Raw genomic sequence first — 21,587 nt, 5'->3', positions numbered from 1 at the left:
GAGAACAGGATGAGGCAAACAATCGGACTTTGGCTGGCAGGCGCCCTGCTGGCATTGAGCACACTGGCGGCACACGCGGACGCGCCCCTGACCGACGAACGGCTGGACAACCTGCTCAGCGCGATGGAAGACCTGCAACCGGTGATGGAGCAGGTGGGCCAGCGTCTGGCGTCGCTGCCGCCGGAAGAGCGTCCACCTCGCCTGGATCCGAAGGCCTCCGATTTCGATCCCGAGAAAATGGCCGGCGAGATGGCTGACGCCCTGGAGAAGGTCGACGCCGATTCCGACGTGCGACGGGTTGCCAAGCAACACGGTTTCGACTCGGTTGAAGAGCTGCTGGAAGTCCAGGCCCGGGTCATGATGGGCTTCCTGGCCTCGACCCAGGAAGCCATGATGAACAACCCCAACGTACCGGAAGAAGCGCGCCAGAAAATGCAGGCCCAGTTCGGCGACATCGCCGAGAAAGTGTCTGAGAATGACCGTGAGGTCCTCGAGCGCAACCAGCAGAAGATCATGGAATTTATGCAGGCGCAGCAGCAACAGCGTCAGCCGGCGCCGGCCAACTGAAGCACGACCACCGCACAGGAGACACGATGTCCGTCGACCCGTCCACCGATGACACCCGTGCCAGGCTCAACCTGGAGACCGCAACGATCCGCTGGCACGAGCTGCAAACCTACTTTGCCCGAGGCCAGGTGGTGTTTGTCAGCGAGCAACTAGACCTGCTGGCGGTGGGCGAAGCCCTGACGGCGGACAACAAGGCCCGTTTTGAGGGCTGGATGGCTGAGGGCCTGGTGGGCGAGGTGCCGATGGAACGGGCCCAGTCCTGGTACGACGCCGATGCCTCCGTCTGGGCCGTGGTCATCGCCCCCTGGGTGCTGGTCCAGGACCGCAACACGCGCAACTGAGCCGTGACGGGCCCCGGCGCCGAATTTTACGCCGGGCCCGATTCCCGCCCCGATTCCTGCTCTGGTAAGATCCGCTTTCCGCGATACTGCTTCACTGGATGCCCCCGCGTCCCGTCCACCCCGTTTGACCAAGGATTTCCATGCTCGCCGGTGCCCTGCTGATTCTCGTACCGCTGTTTGTCGGTTTCGCCTTCCACATCAACAACCCGCGCCTGCTGGCGGGAATCAATCATGGCGTCGAGGGACTGGTCTACCTGATTCTCGGCCTGTTGGGCGTCAGTCTGGGCCAGCTCGAAGGGCTGGCCGGACATCTGGCCCGCATGGGCGGGCAGGTCTCGCTGCTGGTCGGGGCCCTGGCCGTCGCCAATCTGGCCGGGCTGTGGCTCTGGCAGCGTTGGCAGCCGATGGTGCTGGAGCCTGAAGAGAGCGGGGAAGGTCCGCTCAGCTATCGTCGCCTGTTCCTGGGGGCGCTGAAGCCACTGCTGTCAGTCGTGGCGGGCATGCTGTTGGGCTACGCGGTCCTGCCCGCGCTGGGCTGGATCGAGGATCTGGCCAGCGCCGCGCTGATGCTGTTGCTGTTGCTGATCGGCCTGCAGCTTCGTAACGCCGGCCTGTCCCTGCGGCGCCTGCTGATGAACCGCCAGGGCGTCGGGATAGCCGTCACCCTGGCAATCACCTCGCTGCTGGCAGGGCTTGCGATAGCGCCGTTCTACGATCTGCCGCTGCTCGATGTACTGGCGCTGACCTCGGGGTTCGGTTGGTACTCGTTGTCCGGCATCGTGGTGGGCGACGCCCTCGGGCCGGCCTGGGGCGGGGTGGCGTTCCTCAACGACGTGTTCCGGGAAATCATTGCCCTGGTGCTGATTCCCCTGGTGATCGGCCGGCGTCCGGCGGTGGCCATTGGCTACGGCGGCGCCACCGCCATGGACTTCACGCTGCCCATCATCCGCCGCAGCGGTGGCCTGGCCTGCGTGCCGGTGGCCATTGCCTCCGGCTTTATCCTGTCGTTTGTATCCCCGATCCTGATGGGATTGTTCCTGGCCGGCTGAGCCGGCCCATCCCCGTTCTTCCCCTGCTTTTCTGCCGTTCCGATCCGGGCATTCCGGCGGGTCCGGTCGGGCTTGCCGTCCTTGCCACTGTGTCGCTGTCTACGTCTGACTCTGAGGCCGCTGGCGGCGTTCTTATCGCGCTTTTCATTAGACCTCTAATCGACTTATAGGGGCCTAAGTAGTTTCCCTATATCACTGATCTGGCTGATTTTAATCGGCGATCCGCGTCGTTGGCCAAGCGTGGCGGGGACTTGGTACTCCAGACATCGGTTTGATATTTAGATGTCAAATGATTAACCTGTCCGTATTGAATGGTTGTTCAACACATTGAATGGGTGTTCAAAACCGACGAGCGAGGATGCAATGGCAAGGCTGGATGTGGAATCAATCCGGCGTCAGCAGTTGATTGACGCTACGCTGAAAGTCATCGAAGAAAACGGTTTCCAGGGCACGACCGTGGGCAAGATTGCCAAGGCGTCAGGCATGTCCGTGGGGATCGTGAGTCATTACTTCGGTGGCAAGCAGGGCCTGCTGGAAGCGGCCATGCGTCATCTGCTGGCGACCCTGGGAGACGACGTCCAGCGGCTGATGGCAGAGCGGCCGGATACGCCGCGTGAACGGTTGATGGCGATCGTCGATGCCAACTTCTCCAGTGTCCAGATCGATCCCCAGTCCTCCAAGACCTGGCTGGCGTTCTGGACCCAGGCCATGCACAGCGCCGAGCTGATGCGCCTGCAGCGAGTCAACGAACGTCGCCTGTTGTCCAACCTGATGTATTACCTGAAATCCCTGATGCCCGCCGGGCGGGCATTGGGTACGGCACAAACCATTGCCGCCCTGATCGACGGTTTCTGGCTGCGCGCGGCCATGAGTGAAGGCCGCATCGAGACCGACGAAGCGGTCGCGCTTTGCAAGACCTACATCGATCAGGCGATCCAGGCGAACAACGGAGCACAATCATGACACTTCCTGTTTACCAGTCATTTGTCGACGGCCAGTACCTGGCCAACCAGAACGGGGAGACCTTCGACGTGGTCAACCCGGCCACCGGCGAAATCATCTACCGCATGGAACAGGCCGACGAGTCGGTCATGGCGGCGGCGGTGGAAAGCGCCGAGCGCGGTTTCCGCGAGTGGGCCGCCCTGGGCGGCATGGAACGTGGCCGCATCCTGCATCGCGCCGCCATGCTGCTGCGTGAGCGCAACGACGCCCTGGCGGAAATCGAAGTGGCCGACACCGGCAAGCCCTGGCAGGAAGCCAGCGTGGTGGACGTGGTCACCGGCGCCGACGCGGTCGAGTACTTCGCCGGCCAGGCCTCAAGCATCGAAGGCATCAGCCAGCCGGTGGCGGGGGACTTCTTCTACACCCGCCGCGAGCCGCTGGGCGTGTGCGCCGGCATCGGCGCCTGGAACTACCCGCTGCAGATCGCCTGCTGGAAATCCGCCCCGGCCCTGGCCTGCGGCAACAGCATGATCTTCAAGCCGTCCGAGGAAACCCCGCTGGGCGCCCTCAAGCTGGCCGAGCTCTACATCGAAGCCGGCGTGCCGGCCGGCGTGTTCAACGTGGTGCAGGGCGACTACCGCGTCGGCCAGATGCTGACCGGTCATCCGGGCATCGCCAAGGTGTCCTTCACCGGCGAGGCGGCCACCGGCCGCACCGTCATGGGCGACGCGGCCAAGTCACTGAAGTCCGTGACCATGGAGCTGGGCGGCAAGTCGCCGCTGATGATCTTCGACGACGCCGACCTGGAACAGGCCATCTCCGCCGCCATGATCGGCAACTTCTACACCCAGGGCGAAGTGTGCACCAACGGCACGCGGGTGTTCGTCCAGCGCGGTATCTACGACGCGTTCCTCAAGGAACTGACGCGGCGCACCGAGAACAACATCGTGGCCGGCGATCCCACCGATCCGGACACCAATCTGGGCGCCCTGATCAGCGCCGATCACCGCGACAAGGTCATGCACTACATCGAGAGTGGCAAGCAGGAAGGCGCGCGCCTGGTCACCGGCGGCCGCGAGCTGAGCCCGTCCGGCGTCGAGAACGGCTATTTCGTGGCGCCGACCGTGTTCGCCGACTGCACCGACGACATGACCATCGTGCGTGAGGAAATCTTCGGCCCGGTCATGGCGGTGCTGCCGTTTGACGACGAGGACGAGGTGATCCGCCGCGCCAACAACACCGAGTACGGCCTGGCCGCCGGGGTCATGACCACCGATCTGGTGCGGGCGCACCGGGTGATTCACCAGATTGAGGCAGGCATCTGCTGGATCAACAGCTTCGGCGCATCGCCGGCGGAGATGCCGGTGGGCGGCTACAAGCTGTCCGGTCTGGGCCGCGAAAACGGGCGCGAGGCCATCGAGCACTACACCCAGACCAAGTCCGTCTACGTCGGCATGGTGCCGCTGGAAGCGCCGTTCTGATCGGCCTGGGTCCAGCAAGGGCGCGCCCAGGGCGGTCCGCGACGGTCACGCATCGTCGCCGTTGAGCGTTCGGCATCACCGAACGCTTCGGGAAAATCAGGGCAGGTCGTTGGCCTGCATCCTCGCTCCAGACCTCTCTTCCGTCAGGGAGAGTGGCCGGGGGGAGGTCAGCCTTGTCGGGACAGGTACAGCGCGTCCCGATGGGCCAGAATCAGGGGGAAGTTTTGAAGTTTGATCGCGAATTCGACTACGTGGTGGTGGGCACCGGTTCCGCCGGTTGTGTCCTGGCCAATCGCCTGACCGAGGACGGCCGGGATCAGGTGCTGGTGCTGGAAGCCGGACGCCGGGACGACACCTGGAAGATCCACATGCCGGCGGCCCTGATGTACAACCTGATGGACGACAAGTACAACTGGTACTACCACACCGAACCCCAGGAACACATGGACAACCGCCGCCTGTACTGGCCGCGCGGCAAGGTCTGGGGCGGTGGGTCCGCGCTCAACGCCATGGTCTATATCCGCGGTCACGCCTATGACTACGACCGCTGGCACGAGGAAGGCGCGACGGGCTGGCGTTACCAGGACGTGCTGCCGTACTTCCGCAAGGCCGAATCCCGCGAGAAGGGCGCCGACGACTATCGCGGCGGTAACGGCCCGCTCAACGTCCACACCGGCGACGAGCCCAACCCGCTGTTCGATGCCTTTATCGAGGCCGGTCAGCAGGCGGGCTATCCTTTTACCGAAGACATGAACGGTTACCAGCAGGAAGGCGTGGGCATGATGGACATGACCATCAAGCAGGGCAAACGCTGGAGCGCCGCCCAGGCGTACCTGCGCCCGGTGCTGTCGCGCGCCAACCTGACCACTGAGACCGGTGCCATGACCCACCGTATCCTGTTCGACGGCGACACCGCCGTGGGCGTGGAATACGTGCAGGACGGCAAGACCGTCCGGGTGGCGGCGCGCAAGGAAGTGATCGTCAGCAGTGGGGCCATCAATTCGCCGCAGTTGCTGATGCTGTCGGGCATCGGCCCGGAAGCGGAGCTGCAGAAGCACGGCATCAAGGTGAAGGCGGATCGCCCCGGGGTGGGTCAGAATTTGCAGGACCACCTGGAACTGTACGTCCAGCACGAGTGTAAGGAACCGGTGACGTTGTACAAGTACACCACCCAGCCGGGCAAGACCGTCGCCGGCGTGAAGTGGTTCCTCAACCACGACTGGGGCGCGTGCCGCACGGCGCATCTGGAAGCGGGCGGTTTCATTCGCACCGAGGCGGGCGTGCAGCATCCGGACATCCAGTTCCACTTCCTGCCGTCCCAGGTGCTGGATCACGGCCGCAAGGACGCCGAGTGTCACGGCTTCCAGGTTCACGTCGGCCCGATGCGGCCCACCAGCCGCGGCTACCTGACCCTGAAATCCGACAAGCCGGGCGATCACCCGATCATCCAGCCCAACCTGCTCAGTACCGAGCGGGACCGCTGGGAAATGCGGGAGAGCGTCAAGCTGACCCGCGAGCTGTTCCAGCAGAAGGCGTTCGACCGGTTCCGCGGCAAGGAACTGCGTCCCGGCGCGGACATGACCTCCGACGCCGACATCGACGCCTTCGTGCGCCAGTACTCCGACAGCGCCTACCACCCGTCCTGCACCTGCAAGATGGGCAGCGCCGACGACCCCATGGCGGTGGTCGACGAGCAGGCGCGTGTCTACGGCGTCCAGAACCTGCGGGTGGTGGATGCCTCGATCATGCCCAGCGTGGTGAGCGGCAACCTGAACGCGCCGACCATCATGCTGGCGGAAAAATGCGCGGACCATATCCGCGGTCGGGACCCGCTGAACCCGATGCCGGTGGATGTCTGGGAACATCCGGACTGGCAGAACAAGCAGCGATAAGCGCTGGAAAGCGCCATAACGACAACGACGATGTGACGCAACATCCAAAGCACTTTCAAAACCAAGGGGCTGCCGGCAACCCGCCGGATGGCCCACGCTGGAGAAAGGAGATTATGATGAAGAAGTTCTTTTTGGCTCTTACCGGTTTGCTGGTTGGCAGCGCCGCCGTGGCCGCGCCCAACCAGGAATGCAAGACCGTGCGCTTTGCGGACGTGGGCTGGACCGACATCACCGCCACCACGGCGCTGACCTCCGAAGTCCTCGAAGGCATGGGCTACTCGCCGGAAGCCAAGGTCCTGTCCGTGCCGGTCACTTACCGTTCCATGAAGAACGAAGACATCGACGTCTTCCTGGGCAACTGGATGCCCACCATGGAAGCGGACATCCGCCCGTACCTGGAAAGCGGCGATGTGGAAACCCTGCGCGCCAACCTCACCGGCGCCAAGTACACCCTGGCCGTGCCCAAGTTCGTCTATGACGCCGGCGTCCACAGCTTCGCCGACATCGCCAAGCACGCCGATGAGTTCGACAACCGCATCTACGGCATCGAGCCGGGTAACGACGGCAACCGCCTGATCCAGGACATGATCGACCAGAACGCCTTCGGCCTGGAAGACTTCCGCGTGGTCGAATCCAGCGAAGCCGGCATGCTGTCCCAGGTGGGCCGCGCCGTGCGTCGCGACAACTGGATTGTGTTCCTGGCCTGGGAACCGCATCCCATGAACGCCAACCACGACCTCAAGTACCTGGACGGCGGTGACGACTTCTTCGGTCCCAACTACGGCGGCGCCACCGTGCACACCAACGTCCGCGCCGGTTACACCACTGAGTGCCCGAACATGGGCAAGCTGCTGAACAACCTCGAGTTCTCCCTGACCATGGAGAACGAGGTCATGGGCCTGATCCTGAACGACGGCGAAGACCCGCGTGATGCGGCCCACCAGTGGCTGTCCCAGAACCCCGAGGTTCTCGACAAGTGGCTCGACGGCGTCACCACCCTCGACGGCCAGCCGGCCCTGCCGGCGGTCAAGGCGAGCCTCAAGTAAGCCTTTCGCCTCTCACGGCCGGTCCTGAGGGCCGGCTGTGGGAACGCCTTTGAATCTGAAAAGACACGACACCATGAGCTGGATAACCGAGCATCAATTGCCCTTCGGCGACTTCATGGAAGACGTTGTCGACTTCCTGATCGACAACGGCGCCGGTTTCTTCGACGCGGTTTCCGAGAACCTGGGCGGCCTGATCCACGGGCTGACCGACGCGCTGCTGTGGGTTCCGCCGGGCGTGCTGGTGGCCCTGTTCACCGTGGCCGCGCACCTGCGTCATCGCCGCTGGGGGCTGACCGCCTTCACCGTCATCAGTTTCCTGCTGATCTGGAACCTGGGTTACTGGGAAGACACCATGGCCACCCTGTCCCTGGTGCTGTACGCCACCATCCTGTGTGTGGTCATCGGGATACCGCTGGGGATCTACGCAGCGCATCACCAATGGCTGTACAAAGGCCTGCAGCCAATCCTCGACCTGATGCAGACCATTCCGCCCTTCGTCTACCTGATCCCCACGCTGACCCTGTTCGGCCTGGGTGTGGTGCCGGGCGTGATTTCCACCGTCATCTTCGCCATCGCCGCGCCGGTGCGGCTGACTTACCTGGGCATCTCCCAGGTGCCCACCGAGCTGGTGGAAGCCGGCAAGGCGTTCGGCTGCACCAACCGCCAGCTGTTGTTCAAGATCGAGCTGCCGGCGGCCATGAGCTCCATCGGCGCGGGCATCACCCAGTGCATCATGCTGTCCCTGTCGATGGTGGTGATCGCCGCACTGGTCGGCGCCGACGGCCTTGGTGTACCGGTGGTTCGCGCCCTGAACACCGTCGATATCGGCAAGGGCTTCGAGGCCGGCCTGGCCATCGTCCTGCTGGCGATCTGGATGGATCGCTTCTTCCGTCAGAAAAATCCCGGGGAGGCTGCCGCATGATTGAACTGGAAAACGTCAATGTGGTCTTCGGCAAGCAGCCGCAACGGGCGCTGCCGCTTTTGGAACAGGGCCTGGGGCGGGAAGAGATCCGCTCCAGGACCGATCTGGTGGTGGGCGTGCAGAACGCCAACCTGTCCATCAAGAAAGGCGAGATCTGCGTGCTGATGGGCCTGTCCGGCTCCGGCAAATCGAGCCTGCTGCGCTGCATCAACGGTCTCAACACCGTCACCAGCGGCGCCATTCGCATCCAGCACGACGGTCAGTCGGTGGACTTCACCCAGGCCAGCGAGGCGGTCCAGCGGGACATCCGCACCCGGCGCGTGTCCATGGTGTTCCAGAGCTTCGCCCTGATGCCCTGGCTGACCGTGGAAGAGAACGTCGGCTTCGGCCTGGAAATGCAGGGCCTGGGCAAGGCCGAGCGCCGCGAGAAAGTGAAGCGTCAGTTGGAACTGGTGGGGCTGGACGGCTGGGCCAACCGGCGCCCGGACGAGCTGTCCGGCGGCATGCGCCAGCGCGTCGGCCTGGCCCGCGCCCTGGCGACCGAATCCGAAGTGCTGCTGATGGACGAACCCTTCTCGGCGCTGGATCCGCTGATCCGCCACCAGTTGCAGGATGAGCTGCTGAGTCTGCAGGAAGAGCTGCAGAAGACCATCGTCTTCGTCAGTCACGACCTGGACGAGGCGCTCAAGCTGGGCTCCCACATCGCCATCATGAAGGACGGCCAGATCGTCCAGCACGGCAAGCCCGAGCAGATCGTACTGGAGCCGGCCAACGATTACGTCAAGAGCTTCGTGGCCAGCACCAACCCGCTCAACGTGCTGGCGGCCCAGTCGCTGATGCTGCCGATCGAGGAAGTGCCGGCGGACGCCGAGGGCAACCGCTGCCTCAACAAGCGCTACGACACCTGGCTGCATTCGCCGGAAAGCGCCATGGAGGCGGTGGTCACCAGTCAGGGGCAGACCTTCCAGACCCAGAGTTGGCAGGAGGGCCAGGCCATCGACAGCCTGGAGCAGAAGCCCACCTGCATCGCCCCTGGCACGCCCCTGCGCGACGCCGTGGAAATCCGTTACTTCACCGGCCACAGCCTGCTGGTTGAAGACGGCGGTGCCATCATCGGCGCCATCGGCGACCGCGAGCTGTATCACGCCATGCTGGGCAAGCACCTGGACGACAGCTGAGGTTCAGGCCAGCACCCGCCGTATGTCGAGCTTGTAGGCCGCCGGGTCCACCGCCTGCACGATCCGGTCCTGGTTGCCGGGGGCGGCCAGATCCAGGGTCTCCAGGGTGACCGGCATGCGAAATTTGGTGTGATAGAACAGGCGGACGACCGGCAGGCGCTGGTCGTCCGCGTTGGTTTCCACCACCACGCCCAGGCGACCGCTTTCCAGCAGTACCGTTGACCCCACCGGATAGATCCCGATACAGCGGATGAACTGCCGCACCAGCTCCGGATCCAGGTGACTGCCGCTCCACTCCATGAGTTTCTTGAGCCCCTGTGTCGGCGTTAGGCCCTCGTGGTAGACGCGGTTGGCGGTGATGGCGTCGTAGACGTCGGCAATGGCAACCATTCGGCCGTAGATCGAGATTTCCTCCCCTTTGAGCCCTGCCGGATAACCGCCACCGTCCACCCGCTCGTGGTGCTGCGCCGCGGTGAGCAGGGTCAACTCGCCAATGCCTTCGATGCTGGCCAGCAGCGTGTGTGAATGCACCGCGTGCTGTTTCATGATCTCGAACTCGCCGGGATTGAGGCGGCCGGGTTTATGCAGGATGTTGTCGGGAATGAGGATCTTGCCGATGTCGTGCAGCAGGGCGCCCACCACGGTTTCGGTCATCACCTGCGGGGACAGCTGCATGGCCTTGCCAAAAATGGACATCAACACGCTCAGGTTGACCGAATGCTCCAGCAGGTAGTTGTCCTTCTCGCGGATGCGGCCCAGGCAGGCCATGGCGTTGGGGTTGCGGAACACCGAGCCCTGCAGGGCTTCGGCCAGCTCCTGCACCGGCGCCAGGTCGATGGCCTTGCCCAGTTTGACGTCCTGCATCAGGTTGCCCACCAGACCTTCCGCCTCACTGTGGACGCGGCGGGCCGCTACCATCTCCTCCTCCAGGGCGGTCCGGGCCTGGGTGTAGGGGGCCAGTGCGCCCACCTCCTGCAACAGACGCTCATTGGCGCGATCCACGTTCTGGGCAGGTTCCGCGTCGGGGGCGTCCAGCCCCTTGTCGGTGTCGATATAGACGTAGTCCACACCCAGACCGGCAATCCGGGCGATCAGTTCCTCACGGCGAATCACGCCCCGGCGGCGGTTGTTGTTGTGGGGTATCCAATCGTTGTTCAGGTCGGAGATGAACATGCCGACCCGCAGGGCTGAAACGGGTATCCGCTTGATCATGGCTTTGGCATACCGATGGTCGTCATCTGACTTTGGCGATGGAACGGTTACGTACCCCGAGTCTAGTCGAGTTGGCGAAGGGGACGACTAAAAATCCGTTCATGTGCCGGCGGCGAGCCGTTTGGCCAGCCGGGATGCGGGGCCGGCGTCAGCCGGCGGGGAAGAAGGTGCGCAGGCTGTTGGCGTAGGTGGTTTCCAGCACCGTGTCGAGGGGCAGGTCTTTCACCTCGGCCACTTTTTCCGCCACGAACGGGATGTAGAAGGGGGCGTTCTCGCGGCCGCGGTAGGGCACCGGCGTCAGGAACGGCGAATCCGTTTCCAGCAGCAGCTGTTCGATGGGTGTCATGCGGATGATGTCGCGCACGTTCTCCGCCTTGTTGAAGGTGGAGATGCCGTTGAAGCCCAGGCACCAGCCCTGATCCAGGGCGTACTGCGCCAGGCCGGGGCCGGACGTGAAGCTGTGGATCACACCACGACGTTTCAGGGTGCCCTCGAACTCTTTCAGGATCTCGATGGTGTCGTCGTCCGCCTCGCGGCTGTGGATGACCACCGGGCGATCGGTGTCACAGGCGATCTGCAGCTGGCGCCGGAACACCTCGCGCTGCACGTCCCGGTCGGCGTTGTCGTAGAAGTAGTCCAGGCCGATTTCGCCCACCGCGACCATCTTGTCGCCGCCTACGTGCTGGCGGATTTCCGCTTCCACGGCGTCGCTGTAGGTCTCCGCCTCGTGCGGATGGATGCCCTGGGTGCCGTAGACGAAATCCGCCTCGCCGGTCAGTTCACGCACGGTGGCCAGGTTATCCGGCGCCACGGCAATGGTGATCACGCGCTCGATGTTGACCCGGCGCGCCTCGGCCAGGGTCTCCGCCAGGGGGCGGTCCTTGAGGTAATCCAGGTGGCAGTGGGTTTCGATGATCGGCTGCTCGAAAACCGGAATCTCGCGACGTTTCTTCTTGCTCATGGCCAGACACTTGCCTGTCTTGATGCGGTGAATGGGAACTGTGAATCAGATGTGGGGCAGTCTACCATTTCCAGCAAAGGCGATCCCAATCCGCAAAGCCCGCAGCGGGAAGAGGAAGCACGGCGATGATGACCACCCCGTTCAACGAAACCTGGCGCTACGACCCCACGCGGCAGACCCTGGCCGACTACGCCGTGGACGTGGCCGACGAGACGGCGCTGCCCACGCTGGAAACCAGCCTGGAGAACATCGGCGAGTACCAGCGCCGGCTCTGGGCCAACCGCAAGCGCGCGGTGCTGCTGATCGTGCACGGCCTCGACGCCAGCGGCAAGGACAGCCTGATCCGCACCCTGGCCACCTACATGGATCCGGCGGGCTTCCACGCCTGGTCCTTCGGCCGCCCCCAGGGTGTGGAGGCGCGTCACGATTTCCTGTGGCGCGTGGTGCCCATGCTGCCGGCGTTTGGCGAGTTGACCGCCTTCAACCGCAGTCACCACGAAGGTGTGATCGCCGAGCGCCTGTGGCCGATCCACGCGGACGATCACTACAACTGGCAGGCCCGCTACGAAGCCATTCGCGGTTTCGAAAACAACCTGGTGCGCGAGGGCACGACGGTCATCAAGTGCTGGCTGCGCCTGACCGAAGACGAGCACCGCCGCCGCCTGGTTACCCGCCTGGACAAGCCCCGCAAGCGCTGGAAGTTCGACCCCTCCGACGTCGAGGCCTGGCAGCGGCGGGATGAGTACCTGGCCCGTGCCGAGGAAGCCATCGCCGCCACCCACACCGCCGAGGCGCCGTGGTTCATCATTCCCGGCGACCGCAAGCCGGTGGCCCGGGCCGTCGTCGCGGCCATGCTGGACGAACAGCTCCAGGCCCTGGCACCGGACTACCCGGAGGCGGACGAGAAAACCCTCAAGGCCTACCGCAAGTTGCTGACCTGACGTCCTGTCTTAAAACCGCCACACGCCGGTCATCGTTTCCCAATCTGCCCGTCATCTGCGGCGGGCACAGTCGTTGATGCCCTGAAAAATTCGCAACAACAAGCACTGCAAAGCCATCACTGCAAAAGGACAGGCATCATGCGCTCACGCAAACTCACGCTGGCGGCCGCCGTGGCGGGGCTGCTGGCGGGTCCGGCCCAGGCCGGCCTGGTCATCAGCGAGTACATCGAAGGCTCCGGCAACAACAAGGCGATCGAGCTGCTAAACACCGGCAGCGACCCGGTGGACCTGACCGCCTGGGAAATCCAGGTCTTCTTCAACGGCAGTACCTCTGCCGGGGTGACCCTCGACCTGCAAGGCGAGGTGGCCGCCGGCGCCAACCACGTCTACGCCCACAGCGCCTCGGACGACGCGATCCTGGCGGTCGCCGACCAGACCACCGGCGCCGGCCTGTTCAACGGCGACGACGCGGTGGTGCTGCTCAACGGCGGCGCGATTGTCGACAGCATCGGCCAGGTGGGCGAGGACCCGGGCAGCTACTGGGGCAATGACGACGTCAGGACCCAGAACCAGACCCTGCGCCGCCGTGACGGCACTGATCCGGATGCCGATCCCTACAACGCTTTCGACCCCGCCGTCAGCTACGACGCCTACGGCCAGGACAGCTTTGACGATCTCGGTGCCGCTGATGGCAACGGCGGCGAACCGACCGATCCGGGGGATGTGGACATGACCTGCGGCGCGTCCGCGACCCGGATCTCCGAGATCCAGGGCAGCGGCGCCACCAGCCCGCTGGTGGACACCGGCGTGGTGGTGGAAGCCACCGTGACCGCCTACGCCGCCGGCGACAACGGCCTGGGCGGTTTCTACATCCAGGAGGAAGCCGACGACCAGGACGGCAACCCGGCCACCTCCGAAGGGCTGTTCGTGTACGAGCCGGGCGCGGCCGTGAGCGTGGGCGACCGGGTACGCATCGCCGGCCAGGTGGTCGAGTACAGTGGCCTGACCGAGCTGAGTTCGGTCAGCGACCTGACCGTGTGCGGCGCCGGAGCCGCCATTGAGCCGGTGTCCATCCAGCTGCCCTGGGCTGACGCCGACGCGCCGGAAGCCAGGGAAAGCATGCGGGTCACCTTCGACCAGCCGCTGACGGTCAACGACACCTACGACCTGGGCCGCTACGGCAGCCTCACCCTCGGCAGCGGCCGTCATTTCATCCCCACCCAGGTGGTGGCTCCGGGCACCGATGCGCAACTGGTGGCGGAGATGAACGCCCTGGATAGCGTGATCCTGGACGACGCCTCCAACACCCAGAATCCGGAGGTCGTGCCCTATCCGGCGCCGCAGCTGAGCGCCGCCAATACCGTGCGCGATGGGGATCGGGTCAGCGGCCTGACCGGCGTGCTGGACTATCGCTTCGACGCCTGGCGCGTGCAGCCGGTGCAGGCGCCGACCTTCGTGGCCGACAACCCGCGCCCGGGCGCTCCGGACCTGCAGGACCGCGGCAATCTGGTGGTGGCGTCGTTCAACGTACTCAACTTCTTCAACGGCGATGGCCTGGGCGGCGGCTTCCCGACCGCACGCGGCGCCAACGACGCGGAAGAGCTGCAGCGCCAGACCGACAAACTGGTCAGCGCCATCCGCGCCCTGGACGCCGACGTGGTGGGGCTGATGGAGATCGAGAACGACGGCTACGGCGAGAACAGCGCGGTGGCCCAACTGGCCGATGCGCTGGGTAGCCACTGGTCCTATGTGGATCCGGGCCTGGCGCAGTTGGGCGGCGACGCCATCGCCGTGGCGCTGGTGTATCGCAGTGACCGGGTCGAGACCGTGGGCGACGCGGCGACCCTGACCGGTGCCCCGTTCGTCGACCTCAACCGTCAGCCCCTGGCCCAGACGTTCCGAGGGCTCGATAGCGACGATGGCGTGACCGTGGTGGTCAACCACCTCAAGTCCAAGGGCTGTGGCGATGCCGAGGGCGCCAACGCCGCCCAGGGCGACGGCCAGGGCTGCTGGAATGCCTCGCGCACCGAGGCGGCCCGGGCGCTCTCCAGCTGGCTGGCCAACGACGCCACCGGCAGCGGTGAGGACGACGTGCTGGTGATCGGCGACATGAATGCCTACGCCCTGGAAGACCCGATCACGACCCTGCGCAACAGCGGCTACACCAACCTGGTGGACCAGTTCGTCGGGCCCCAGGCGTACTCCTATGTCTACTACGGTGCGGCCGGCACCCTCGACCACGCCCTGGCCAACGAGGCGCTGGCGGACAAGGTCGTGGACGCCACCGTCTGGCCCATCAACGCCGACGAGCCCAAGGTGCTGGATTACAACCTGGAGTACCAGACCGCCGAGCAGCAGGCCAGCTTCTACGCGCCGGACGCCTACCGGGCCTCGGACCACGACCCGGTGGTGATCGCGCTGGCGATGGGCGAAGCGGCGCCGGTGGCGTCGGCGGACCTCAACGGCGATGGCCGCATCGACGGTCGCGATCTGACACGGCTGACCCTGGCGCTGCTGTTCGGCCGCGCCAGCGTCGACCGCCACGACATTGACGGCGACGGCCGGGTCAGCGTGCGCGACCTGTTCGCGTTGATCCAGGCCGGGCGTGAGGCGCGTCGTATCGCCTGACCCGGAGGAAGCACCACCGGAAATGAAAACGCCCGCGATTGCGGGCGTTTTTTATGGCGGATCAGTCGGCGGCGAGAATCGATTCAAACCGTTGCCGCGCCCGGTTGGGCAGGTCATCGGGCAATTCGCCGGCGCTGGCGTGGGCGTCACCCACCTCGATCAGCATCACCATGCCCATGGCGTAGTGGGGCGAGCATTTCACGCCGTAGACGCCGGGTTCATCCAGGGTCACGGTGATTTCCTCGTCGATGCCGCCGATAAAGCGCTCGGCGCCGGCCGGCAACATGCTCTTGATGGCCGCGGCGTTGTGGCCGCGCTGGGTCGCCACGAAGTGCACGCTGTCTCCCGGCGCGATGGTCAGGTGGTCGGGTTGGTACACCATGGCCTCACTGCCGGCGCGGGTAAGCATGTTGACCGTGTGGGTTTCGGCCTGGGCCAGGGTGGGGATCAACAGGATCAGAAACAGGGTCAGTCGCATGGGTCTTCCGGAATCAGATGGCTTGTCGGAAACGCAGGATCGGACGGCCGTCCAGCGGATCGTCGATGACGTCGGCCTGGACGCCGAAGGTGCGCTGCAGGCGCTCGGCGCTCAGTACACCGGTGGGCGGGCCCAGGTCGACCAGGCGGCCGCGTTCCATCACGCCCAGCCGGTCGCAGTCCATGGCCTGGTTGAGGTCGTGCAGGGCGATCACCACGGTGATCGGCAACCGCCGCACCAGGTCCAGGATCGACAGCTGGTGGTGGATGTCCAGGTGGTTGGTGGGCTCGTCCAGCAGCAGGATGCGCGGTTGCTGGGCCAGGGCGCGGGCAATGTGCACCCGCTGGCGCTCGCCGCCGGACAGGGTGTGCCAGAGACGGTCGCCGAAGTGGCGCATTTCCACGTCGTCCAGGGCGCGGTTGACGATGCGTTCGTCGGCGTCCGACCAGGGCCGCAGCGGCGACAGGAACGGCGTGCGCCCCAGTTCCACCGCCTGGCGCACACTGAGCCGCTCACCGGTGTCCGCCTGCTGTTCCACCAGGGCGACGGACTGGGCGATGTCGCGCTGGCGCAGCCGCGCCATGGGGCGACCGTCCAGCCGGACCATGCCGGCGCGGGGCTTGCGCAGGCCGGCCAGCAGGCGCAGCAGGGTGGTCTTGCCCGACCCGTTGGGCCCCACCAGACCGAAGGTTTCCCCCGGCTCGATGCTCAGGTTGACGTTATCCACCAGCTTGCGGCCGTGGACGGTCCAGTCGAGGTGTTCGGCACACAGCTTCATCGCGTTCCGCTCCCCCGGATCAGGATCAGGGCAAACGCCGGCGCGCCGATCAGCGAGGTGATGACGCCGATGGGCAGCACCTGGCCGGGCACCAGGATGCGCGACAGGATGTCCGAGCCGATCAGGAACACCGCGCCGGCCAGGGCCGAGGCGGGTACCAGCCGGGCGTGACGGCTGCCGACGATGAAGCGCATGGCGTGGGGAATCACCAGCCCCACGAAGCCAATGGCGCCGACCATGGACACCATGACCGCCGTTACCAGCGCCGTGATGCCGATCAGCAGCCCGCGCACCCGGCGCACGGCGATGCCCAGGGAGGCGGCGCTGTCGGCGCCGAAGGTGAAGGCGTCCAGCGCGCGCATGTGCCACAGGCACACCAGCAGGCCTGCCAGGGCGGTGGGAACCGCCAGGGTGACGTCCTCCCAGCGCACGCCGGACAGGTTGCCCAGCAGCCAGAACATGATGCCCCGGGCCTGCTCGGCGTTGGCGGATTTGGCGATGATGAAAGCCGTCAGGGCGTTGAACAACTGGGAGCCGGCAATGCCGGCGAGGATGATGGCGCCGGCGGTCTGGATGCCGCGTCCGCCGTTGCCACCGCTGGCCGCCCGGGCCAGCATCACCACCAGCCCGAACGCCAGGGTGGCGCCGGCGAAGGCACCCGCCGATAGGGTGACAGCTCCGGCGCCAACGCCGATCACCGTGACCGCCACGGCGCCGGTGGAAGCGCCGGCGGAGATGCCCATCAGGAACGGGTCGGCGAGGGCGTTACGCAGCAGCGCCTGCAGCACCACCCCGGCCAGCGCCAGGCCGGAGCCACAGCAGGCGGCGACGATGGCGCGGCTGAGCCGGTAGCTCCAGATGATGCCGGCATCGATCCGGTCCACGGCGTAGCCCGCTCCCCACAGGTGGTTGGCGAGCACCTTGAGGATGGTCTCGATGGGAATCCGGGTCTCGCCGATGGCGGTACCGGCGACCAGCGCAGTCAGCAGTACCGTCGGCGCCAGCCAGAACCAGTGCAGGCGCGGTGCCGTCAGTGGCCAGATCGTCGCGAGGGCGCGGATCATCGGTCGAAGGTCATCTCCGCCAGGGATTCAGACAGCGCTTCCAGGCCAAAGATGGTGCGCAGGGTGGCGCTCATGGCGTGGGCATCCATCTGCACGATGCGGCCTTCCTTGACGGCGGTCATCTGGCTGGCGACGGGATCGGTGCGCAGGAACTCCAGTTTCTTTTCCACGTCGTCGGCGGGGAAGCGGCGACGGTCCATGCGGGCGACGACGATGATGTCCGGGTCGGCCTTGGCGATGGACTCCCAGCCCACGGTGGGCCATTCCTCATCGGACTCGATCACGTTGCGGATGCCCAGTTTGTCCATCATGTAGCCCGGTGCGCCCAGGCGGCCGGCGACGTAGGGATCGATTTCCAGGTCGGCGGAGGAGAACCAGAACACGGCGGACAGGTCGTCCGGCAGATCCAGGTCGCGGGCGCGCGCGACAGCCTTGCTCTCGCGGGCTTTGAGGTCGGCCACCAGCTCGTCGCCGGCGTTTTCCACGTCGTAGATGGTCGCCAGTTCGTGGATCCCCTTGTAGACGGAATCCGTTGAAAACGCGGCGACGCGGGTGCCGTCACCGCCGGTGGAGTTGTCCTTGGTGTCGCAGTCCGCCGGCAGGATGTAGGTGTTGATGCCCAGGTCGTGGAACTGGTCGCGAGTGGCGACGATGCCGGTGGGGCCAACGTGCCACTCGTACTGGACCGCCACCAGGTCCGGCTTGTGATTGACCACGGCTTCGAAGCTGGGGTCGTTGTCGGCGATGCGCTCTATCTGGTCGTTGAGGGCCCTGTATTCCGGCAGCACCGGGTTGAACCACACCGACGTGGCGGACACTTTGTTGCCCAGCCCCAGCGAGTAGAGCATCTCGGTGGCGGACTGGCCGATGGTGACGGTGCTCTGCGGGGCGGCGTCGAATTCGATGTCACGGCCGCAGTTGGTCAGGGTCAATGGGTAGTCGGTGGCCGCTGCAAGCGGCGTGTAGAGGGCCGCTATCGCCAGAAGTAAGCCGCGCAGCGGTCGAGTCGCGTCTGCGGCCCGTTGAAAACGGCTGTTTTGATGGCCTGCTGATTGAGGGGAAGTCATGTCAGTCCCGATCTCCGTTGTCGCTATATGGTTATGTTATAACATAACAGTTAGCTGAGGTTGCAATCGGGGGGATGGAAACGCGTCGGGTCGGCTGGCAGATCGCTGAGATGGGAATCGTCCTTCCTGAACCCCGGGGCACCCCGCCCGGATGGGTGAACGTCGTGTCGGCAGGTCTCCTGACTGACGGGTCGTGGCTGCGCCCGGCCTTCCCGGGGATTCCCAGTGGCGCGGATGGGCGTGGCTCGCCGCCTACAGTTGCGGGGGCAGTTTCGTTTCGCGGCGGGGCCGCGGCGAATTCCCTGGTCGGGAGCGTCTTGCGATGCTCCGTGCTTCCCGAAGGAAACCGACGGATGGAGCATAAACAGCTTGGCGGGCCGGAGCAAGTCGGGACGCTCTTGAATACGCGCTTCGGCCCGTCATGGCGGCTAAAGGTGAGTGTAAAACCTTATAAAGTGGCCCTGCATCGGTCCGGAGGTTCGCCTAGACTGGGGGCCTGGCCGGAACCACCCGACGTTGCCCGGCCCCGGCACGGTAGAGTATCGATAGGCATGATTGGATTGATCCAGAAAGTCTTACTGGAACTGGTGGAAAGCGAAGGCGGACCGGAGGCCCTGGCAGAGGTCCGGGCCAAGGCGGAACTGGCCCCGGGCCAGGATTTCCGGATCGACACCGACTACGACGACGGGCAGTGCCTGCGTCTGATCCGGGCGGCCCAAAGCCATTTCCAGCTGGACGAAGAGGCCCTCTGGGCGCTCTACGCCGACTATTTCATCAACATTTCCCGGCGCATGTTCCCCATGTTCTATCAGGTGTCCGGTTCGGCGCGGGATTTCCTCAAGCGCCAGCCGGCCGTGCACGCCACCCTCGCCGCCGGCCTGCGCGACGAAGACGAGCGCGACCGGGTGCGGGACAAGTTTTCGGTGCGGGAGCAGGGCGATCGCCTGCTGGTCACCTACGGTTCCCCGAATCGCCTGTGCGGGCTCTATGAAGCGCTGTTCCGGCGCTTGTTGCAGGAGTATGGCGAAACCGGCCAGTTCGTGGTGGAACGCTGCCGCAAGCGCGGCGACGCCGCGTGCCGTTTCTGCCTGCAGGTGGAGGCCGCCGGTGACTGACGCCGAAAAACGCCTGCGCGACGAGATCAACGCCATTGCCGACCAGTTGTGCCAGGCGGTGGACGGCCGCTTCGACTTTCACGTCCACTCGGCTTCCGACGACCTGGATATCCAGAAACTGTCGGTACTGTCCAACTTCGTGCTGGAGTCGGTGCGCCGCAACCTCGCCGAGCTGGAACGCGTGAAGTCGGATCTGGAGCAGCGCGTGGCGGAGCGCACGCGGCGCCTGAACCTGGTGATCGAAGGGGCCAACGACGGCGTCTGGGAGTGGAATCTTGAGGAAGAGCGGTTGCAGGTGTCGCAACGCTGGCTGGCGATGTGCGGTCGCACCGATCTGGGCACCTCGTTCGCGCCCTCCCACTGGCTCGACATGATTCATCCGGCGGACGTGTCCGGGGTGCGCCAGCAACTGCACGACCACATCAACGGCCTGATACCCCGATTTCGGGCCGAGTACCGCCTGGCCAACGGTCGCGGCGGTTACCGCTGGGTTGTCGCGCGGGGGATCTGCGACCACGATCCGGCCACCGGTACGGCGCGCATGATCTCCGGCACCCAGGCGGACATCACCCGGCAGAAGTTCATCAACCCCGGCACCGGCCTGGCCAACGTCCATTACCTGGAAACCACACTGGCCGACCGTCTGCGGCAGGCCGACGGCGCGGACATCGATATCCTGGCCATCGCCCTGCCCAACCATGCGCTGGTGCGGGAGACGCTGAGTCGCAGGGAGAACGAACTGTTGACGGCCGAGCTGCGCCGGCGCCTGGAGCAATGCGTCCGCGACGGCGAGCTGATCGCCACGCTGTCCGACAGCTCCACGGCGATCCTGCTGCGCGGACCGCGCCGGGAGTCCCTGGAAGAGCGTGCCCGCCAGATACTGGCGCGTTTCGACCGCATCTTCTCCATCGGCGAGCGCAGCGTCTGGCTGTCGGCGGTGGTCGGCACCATGGCGGTGCGCGAGACCCATCTGGACTCCGCCGCGGCCGTGCTGCAGGCCTTGCGCACCCTGATGCGCAAGGCCCGGCAGCAGGGCACCGGGCACTGCCTGCGCTACCAGGACGACATGAGTCGCGAGAACCTGGAGCGCCTGGAAACCGAGCAACTGCTGCGCAACGCTCTGCGGCTGGGCTGGGTCGAGCCGTTTCTGCAGCCGCTGGTCAACCTGTACGACGGACGGATCACCGGCTTCGAGGCCCTGGCCCGGATACGCCACCCGGAACGCGGTCTGATCGGGCCAGGGCAGTTCATTGGCGTGGCGGAAGAAACCGGCCTGATCCGCGAGCTGAGCGAGCAGCTGCAGGACAAACTCATCCCGCTGTTCACCGACCCGCGTCTGCTCCAGGCCTACGGCGAACACTTCAACCTCGGAATCAATCTGTCCGCCGTGCAGCTGCACGACCCGCACCTGGCCGACAACCTGCTCCGACGCCTGGCCGACGCCGGCGTCAGTCCCAGCCGGCTCAAGGTGGAAATCACCGAAACCGCCGTCATGGCCGACTCGCGGCTGGCGGTGCGGTTGATGGATCAATTGCGAGAGGGCGGTATCGCGGTGGCGCTGGACGATTTCGGTGCCGGCTATTCCTCGCTGGGCTACCTGCGCCAGCTGCCGCTGGACTACCTCAAGATCGACCGCTCCCTAGTGTCCGGCCTGGACCGCGACGCCGAGAAACGCGCCATCCTGGAGATGGTCATCGCCCTGTGCGAGCGGCTGCACCTGAAGGTGGTGGTGGAAGGCATCGAGACCGAGCGCATGCTCAGCTGCGTGATGGGGCTGGGTGCGACCATGGGCCAGGGATTCCTGTTCAGCCGGCCACTGCCGGTGGACGAGCTGATTCGCCAGGTGCCCGCCATGGGGCTGCTGCAGGTGGCGGAGGGTGGCCAGACCGCCTACGGCGCGGGACAATAGCGCTGTCGCTTCGTTT

19 protein-coding genes and 1 riboswitch are annotated in these 21,587 nt (G+C 65.5%); of the genes, 13 read left to right on the top strand and 6 right to left on the bottom strand.

Annotation, left to right across the window (positions count from 1 at the left end; genetic code table 11):
• The first annotated feature begins 9 nt into the window (after positions 1-9).
• From DKK67_RS13635 to choV, 9 genes are all read left to right on the top strand, one after another.
• Complete coding sequence (locus tag DKK67_RS13635; protein ID WP_111497048.1) at positions 10-567, top strand: hypothetical protein; 558 nt, start codon at positions 10-12, stop codon at positions 565-567.
• A gap of 26 nt (positions 568-593) precedes the next feature.
• Positions 594-908, top strand: coding sequence for a DUF2288 domain-containing protein (locus DKK67_RS13630; RefSeq protein ID WP_111497047.1), 315 nt, complete (start codon positions 594-596; stop codon positions 906-908).
• A gap of 140 nt (positions 909-1,048) precedes the next feature.
• Positions 1,049-1,957, top strand: coding sequence for a lysine exporter LysO family protein (locus DKK67_RS13625; RefSeq protein ID WP_111497046.1), 909 nt, complete (start codon positions 1,049-1,051; stop codon positions 1,955-1,957).
• 363 nt (positions 1,958-2,320) lie between these two features.
• Entirely contained in the window at positions 2,321-2,920 is a 600-nt protein-coding gene (betI, locus tag DKK67_RS13620) for a transcriptional regulator BetI (protein ID WP_111497045.1), read from the top strand.
• On the top strand, positions 2,917-4,380 hold the full coding sequence (gene betB, locus DKK67_RS13615; protein WP_111497044.1) for a betaine-aldehyde dehydrogenase: 1,464 nt from the start codon (positions 2,917-2,919) through the stop codon (positions 4,378-4,380). The genes betI and betB overlap by 4 nt, the downstream gene beginning before the upstream one ends.
• A 224-nt stretch (positions 4,381-4,604) precedes the next feature.
• The gene (betA, locus tag DKK67_RS13610) at positions 4,605-6,272 is read left to right on the top strand and encodes a choline dehydrogenase (protein WP_228160636.1); all 1,668 of its coding nucleotides are present in this window, start codon (positions 4,605-4,607) and stop codon (positions 6,270-6,272) included.
• 116 nt (positions 6,273-6,388) lie between these two features.
• Entirely contained in the window at positions 6,389-7,318 is a 930-nt protein-coding gene (locus DKK67_RS13605; protein WP_111497042.1) for a choline ABC transporter substrate-binding protein, read from the top strand.
• A gap of 73 nt (positions 7,319-7,391) precedes the next feature.
• Positions 7,392-8,240 (top strand): choline ABC transporter permease subunit, encoded by an 849-nt coding sequence (choW, locus tag DKK67_RS13600; RefSeq protein WP_111497041.1) that lies wholly within the window; start codon positions 7,392-7,394, stop codon positions 8,238-8,240.
• The gene (choV, locus tag DKK67_RS13595; protein ID WP_111497040.1) at positions 8,237-9,418 is read left to right on the top strand and encodes a choline ABC transporter ATP-binding protein; all 1,182 of its coding nucleotides are present in this window, start codon (positions 8,237-8,239) and stop codon (positions 9,416-9,418) included. Before choW ends, choV begins: the two co-directional genes overlap by 4 nt.
• 3 nt (positions 9,419-9,421) lie before the next feature.
• Here choV and DKK67_RS13590 read toward each other — a convergent pair whose 3' ends face one another.
• Both DKK67_RS13590 and DKK67_RS13585 read right to left on the bottom strand, forming a co-directional pair.
• Positions 9,422-10,630: an HD-GYP domain-containing protein gene (locus DKK67_RS13590; protein WP_111497039.1), complete on the bottom strand. Its 1,209-nt coding sequence runs from the start codon at positions 10,628-10,630 to the stop codon at positions 9,422-9,424.
• 148 nt (positions 10,631-10,778) lie between these two features.
• Positions 10,779-11,591: a TatD family hydrolase gene (locus tag DKK67_RS13585; RefSeq protein ID WP_111497038.1), complete on the bottom strand. Its 813-nt coding sequence runs from the start codon at positions 11,589-11,591 to the stop codon at positions 10,779-10,781.
• 125 nt (positions 11,592-11,716) lie between these two features.
• Between DKK67_RS13585 and DKK67_RS13580 the strand changes: the two genes are divergently transcribed.
• Both DKK67_RS13580 and DKK67_RS13575 read left to right on the top strand, forming a co-directional pair.
• Positions 11,717-12,532, top strand: coding sequence for a polyphosphate kinase 2 family protein (locus DKK67_RS13580; RefSeq protein WP_111497037.1), 816 nt, complete (start codon positions 11,717-11,719; stop codon positions 12,530-12,532).
• 138 nt (positions 12,533-12,670) lie between these two features.
• Entirely contained in the window at positions 12,671-15,160 is a 2,490-nt protein-coding gene (locus DKK67_RS13575) for an ExeM/NucH family extracellular endonuclease (protein ID WP_111497036.1), read from the top strand.
• Between the two features lie 61 nt (positions 15,161-15,221).
• On the opposite strand, the gene DKK67_RS13570 is transcribed toward DKK67_RS13575, so the two are convergent.
• From DKK67_RS13570 to DKK67_RS13555, 4 genes are read right to left on the bottom strand one after another with little or no spacing between them, the layout of a single operon-like run.
• Entirely contained in the window at positions 15,222-15,638 is a 417-nt protein-coding gene (locus tag DKK67_RS13570) for a pseudoazurin (protein ID WP_111497035.1), read from the bottom strand.
• 13 nt (positions 15,639-15,651) lie between these two features.
• Positions 15,652-16,416 (bottom strand): ABC transporter ATP-binding protein, encoded by a 765-nt coding sequence (locus DKK67_RS13565; RefSeq protein ID WP_111497034.1) that lies wholly within the window; start codon positions 16,414-16,416, stop codon positions 15,652-15,654.
• Positions 16,413-17,480, bottom strand: coding sequence for a FecCD family ABC transporter permease (locus DKK67_RS13560; protein WP_111497033.1), 1,068 nt, complete (start codon positions 17,478-17,480; stop codon positions 16,413-16,415). The genes DKK67_RS13565 and DKK67_RS13560 overlap by 4 nt, the downstream gene beginning before the upstream one ends.
• Positions 17,477-18,547: an ABC transporter substrate-binding protein gene (locus DKK67_RS13555; protein WP_111497032.1), complete on the bottom strand. Its 1,071-nt coding sequence runs from the start codon at positions 18,545-18,547 to the stop codon at positions 17,477-17,479. The genes DKK67_RS13560 and DKK67_RS13555 overlap by 4 nt, the downstream gene beginning before the upstream one ends.
• A gap of 152 nt (positions 18,548-18,699) precedes the next feature.
• Positions 18,700-18,913, bottom strand: a riboswitch (cobalamin riboswitch).
• Between the two features lie 185 nt (positions 18,914-19,098).
• Here DKK67_RS13555 and DKK67_RS13550 point away from each other — a divergent pair.
• On the top strand, positions 19,099-19,662 hold the full coding sequence (locus DKK67_RS13550) for a heme NO-binding domain-containing protein (RefSeq protein ID WP_162628839.1): 564 nt from the start codon (positions 19,099-19,101) through the stop codon (positions 19,660-19,662).
• On the top strand, positions 19,655-21,571 hold the full coding sequence (locus DKK67_RS13545) for a putative bifunctional diguanylate cyclase/phosphodiesterase (protein WP_162628838.1): 1,917 nt from the start codon (positions 19,655-19,657) through the stop codon (positions 21,569-21,571). Before DKK67_RS13550 ends, DKK67_RS13545 begins: the two co-directional genes overlap by 8 nt.
• Positions 21,572-21,587 lie beyond the last annotated feature (16 nt).

The organism is Marinobacter bohaiensis (assembly GCF_003258515.1).
Classification (GTDB): domain Bacteria; phylum Pseudomonadota; class Gammaproteobacteria; order Pseudomonadales; family Oleiphilaceae; genus Marinobacter_A; species Marinobacter_A bohaiensis.
The sequence above is the reverse complement of the archived record's forward strand: the minus strand, read 5'-3'. Positions and strand labels throughout refer to the sequence as shown.

Coding starts and splice junctions, on each gene's coding strand:
- DKK67_RS13565 (WP_111497034.1), bottom strand. CDS start 16,416: ATGAAGCTGTGTGCCGAACACCTCGACTGGACCGTCCACGGCCGCAAG.
- DKK67_RS13635 (WP_111497048.1), top strand. CDS start 10: ATGAGGCAAACAATCGGACTTTGGCTGGCAGGCGCCCTGCTGGCATTG.
- DKK67_RS13580 (WP_111497037.1), top strand. CDS start 11,717: ATGATGACCACCCCGTTCAACGAAACCTGGCGCTACGACCCCACGCGG.
- betB (WP_111497044.1), top strand. CDS start 2,917: ATGACACTTCCTGTTTACCAGTCATTTGTCGACGGCCAGTACCTGGCC.
- choW (WP_111497041.1), top strand. CDS start 7,392: ATGAGCTGGATAACCGAGCATCAATTGCCCTTCGGCGACTTCATGGAA.
- DKK67_RS13625 (WP_111497046.1), top strand. CDS start 1,049: ATGCTCGCCGGTGCCCTGCTGATTCTCGTACCGCTGTTTGTCGGTTTC.
- DKK67_RS13550 (WP_162628839.1), top strand. CDS start 19,099: ATGATTGGATTGATCCAGAAAGTCTTACTGGAACTGGTGGAAAGCGAA.
- DKK67_RS13570 (WP_111497035.1), bottom strand. CDS start 15,638: ATGCGACTGACCCTGTTTCTGATCCTGTTGATCCCCACCCTGGCCCAG.
- DKK67_RS13560 (WP_111497033.1), bottom strand. CDS start 17,480: ATGATCCGCGCCCTCGCGACGATCTGGCCACTGACGGCACCGCGCCTG.
- DKK67_RS13590 (WP_111497039.1), bottom strand. CDS start 10,630: ATGATCAAGCGGATACCCGTTTCAGCCCTGCGGGTCGGCATGTTCATC.
- DKK67_RS13575 (WP_111497036.1), top strand. CDS start 12,671: ATGCGCTCACGCAAACTCACGCTGGCGGCCGCCGTGGCGGGGCTGCTG.
- betI (WP_111497045.1), top strand. CDS start 2,321: ATGGCAAGGCTGGATGTGGAATCAATCCGGCGTCAGCAGTTGATTGAC.
- choV (WP_111497040.1), top strand. CDS start 8,237: ATGATTGAACTGGAAAACGTCAATGTGGTCTTCGGCAAGCAGCCGCAA.
- DKK67_RS13605 (WP_111497042.1), top strand. CDS start 6,389: ATGAAGAAGTTCTTTTTGGCTCTTACCGGTTTGCTGGTTGGCAGCGCC.
- DKK67_RS13585 (WP_111497038.1), bottom strand. CDS start 11,591: ATGAGCAAGAAGAAACGTCGCGAGATTCCGGTTTTCGAGCAGCCGATC.
- DKK67_RS13630 (WP_111497047.1), top strand. CDS start 594: ATGTCCGTCGACCCGTCCACCGATGACACCCGTGCCAGGCTCAACCTG.
- DKK67_RS13555 (WP_111497032.1), bottom strand. CDS start 18,547: ATGACTTCCCCTCAATCAGCAGGCCATCAAAACAGCCGTTTTCAACGG.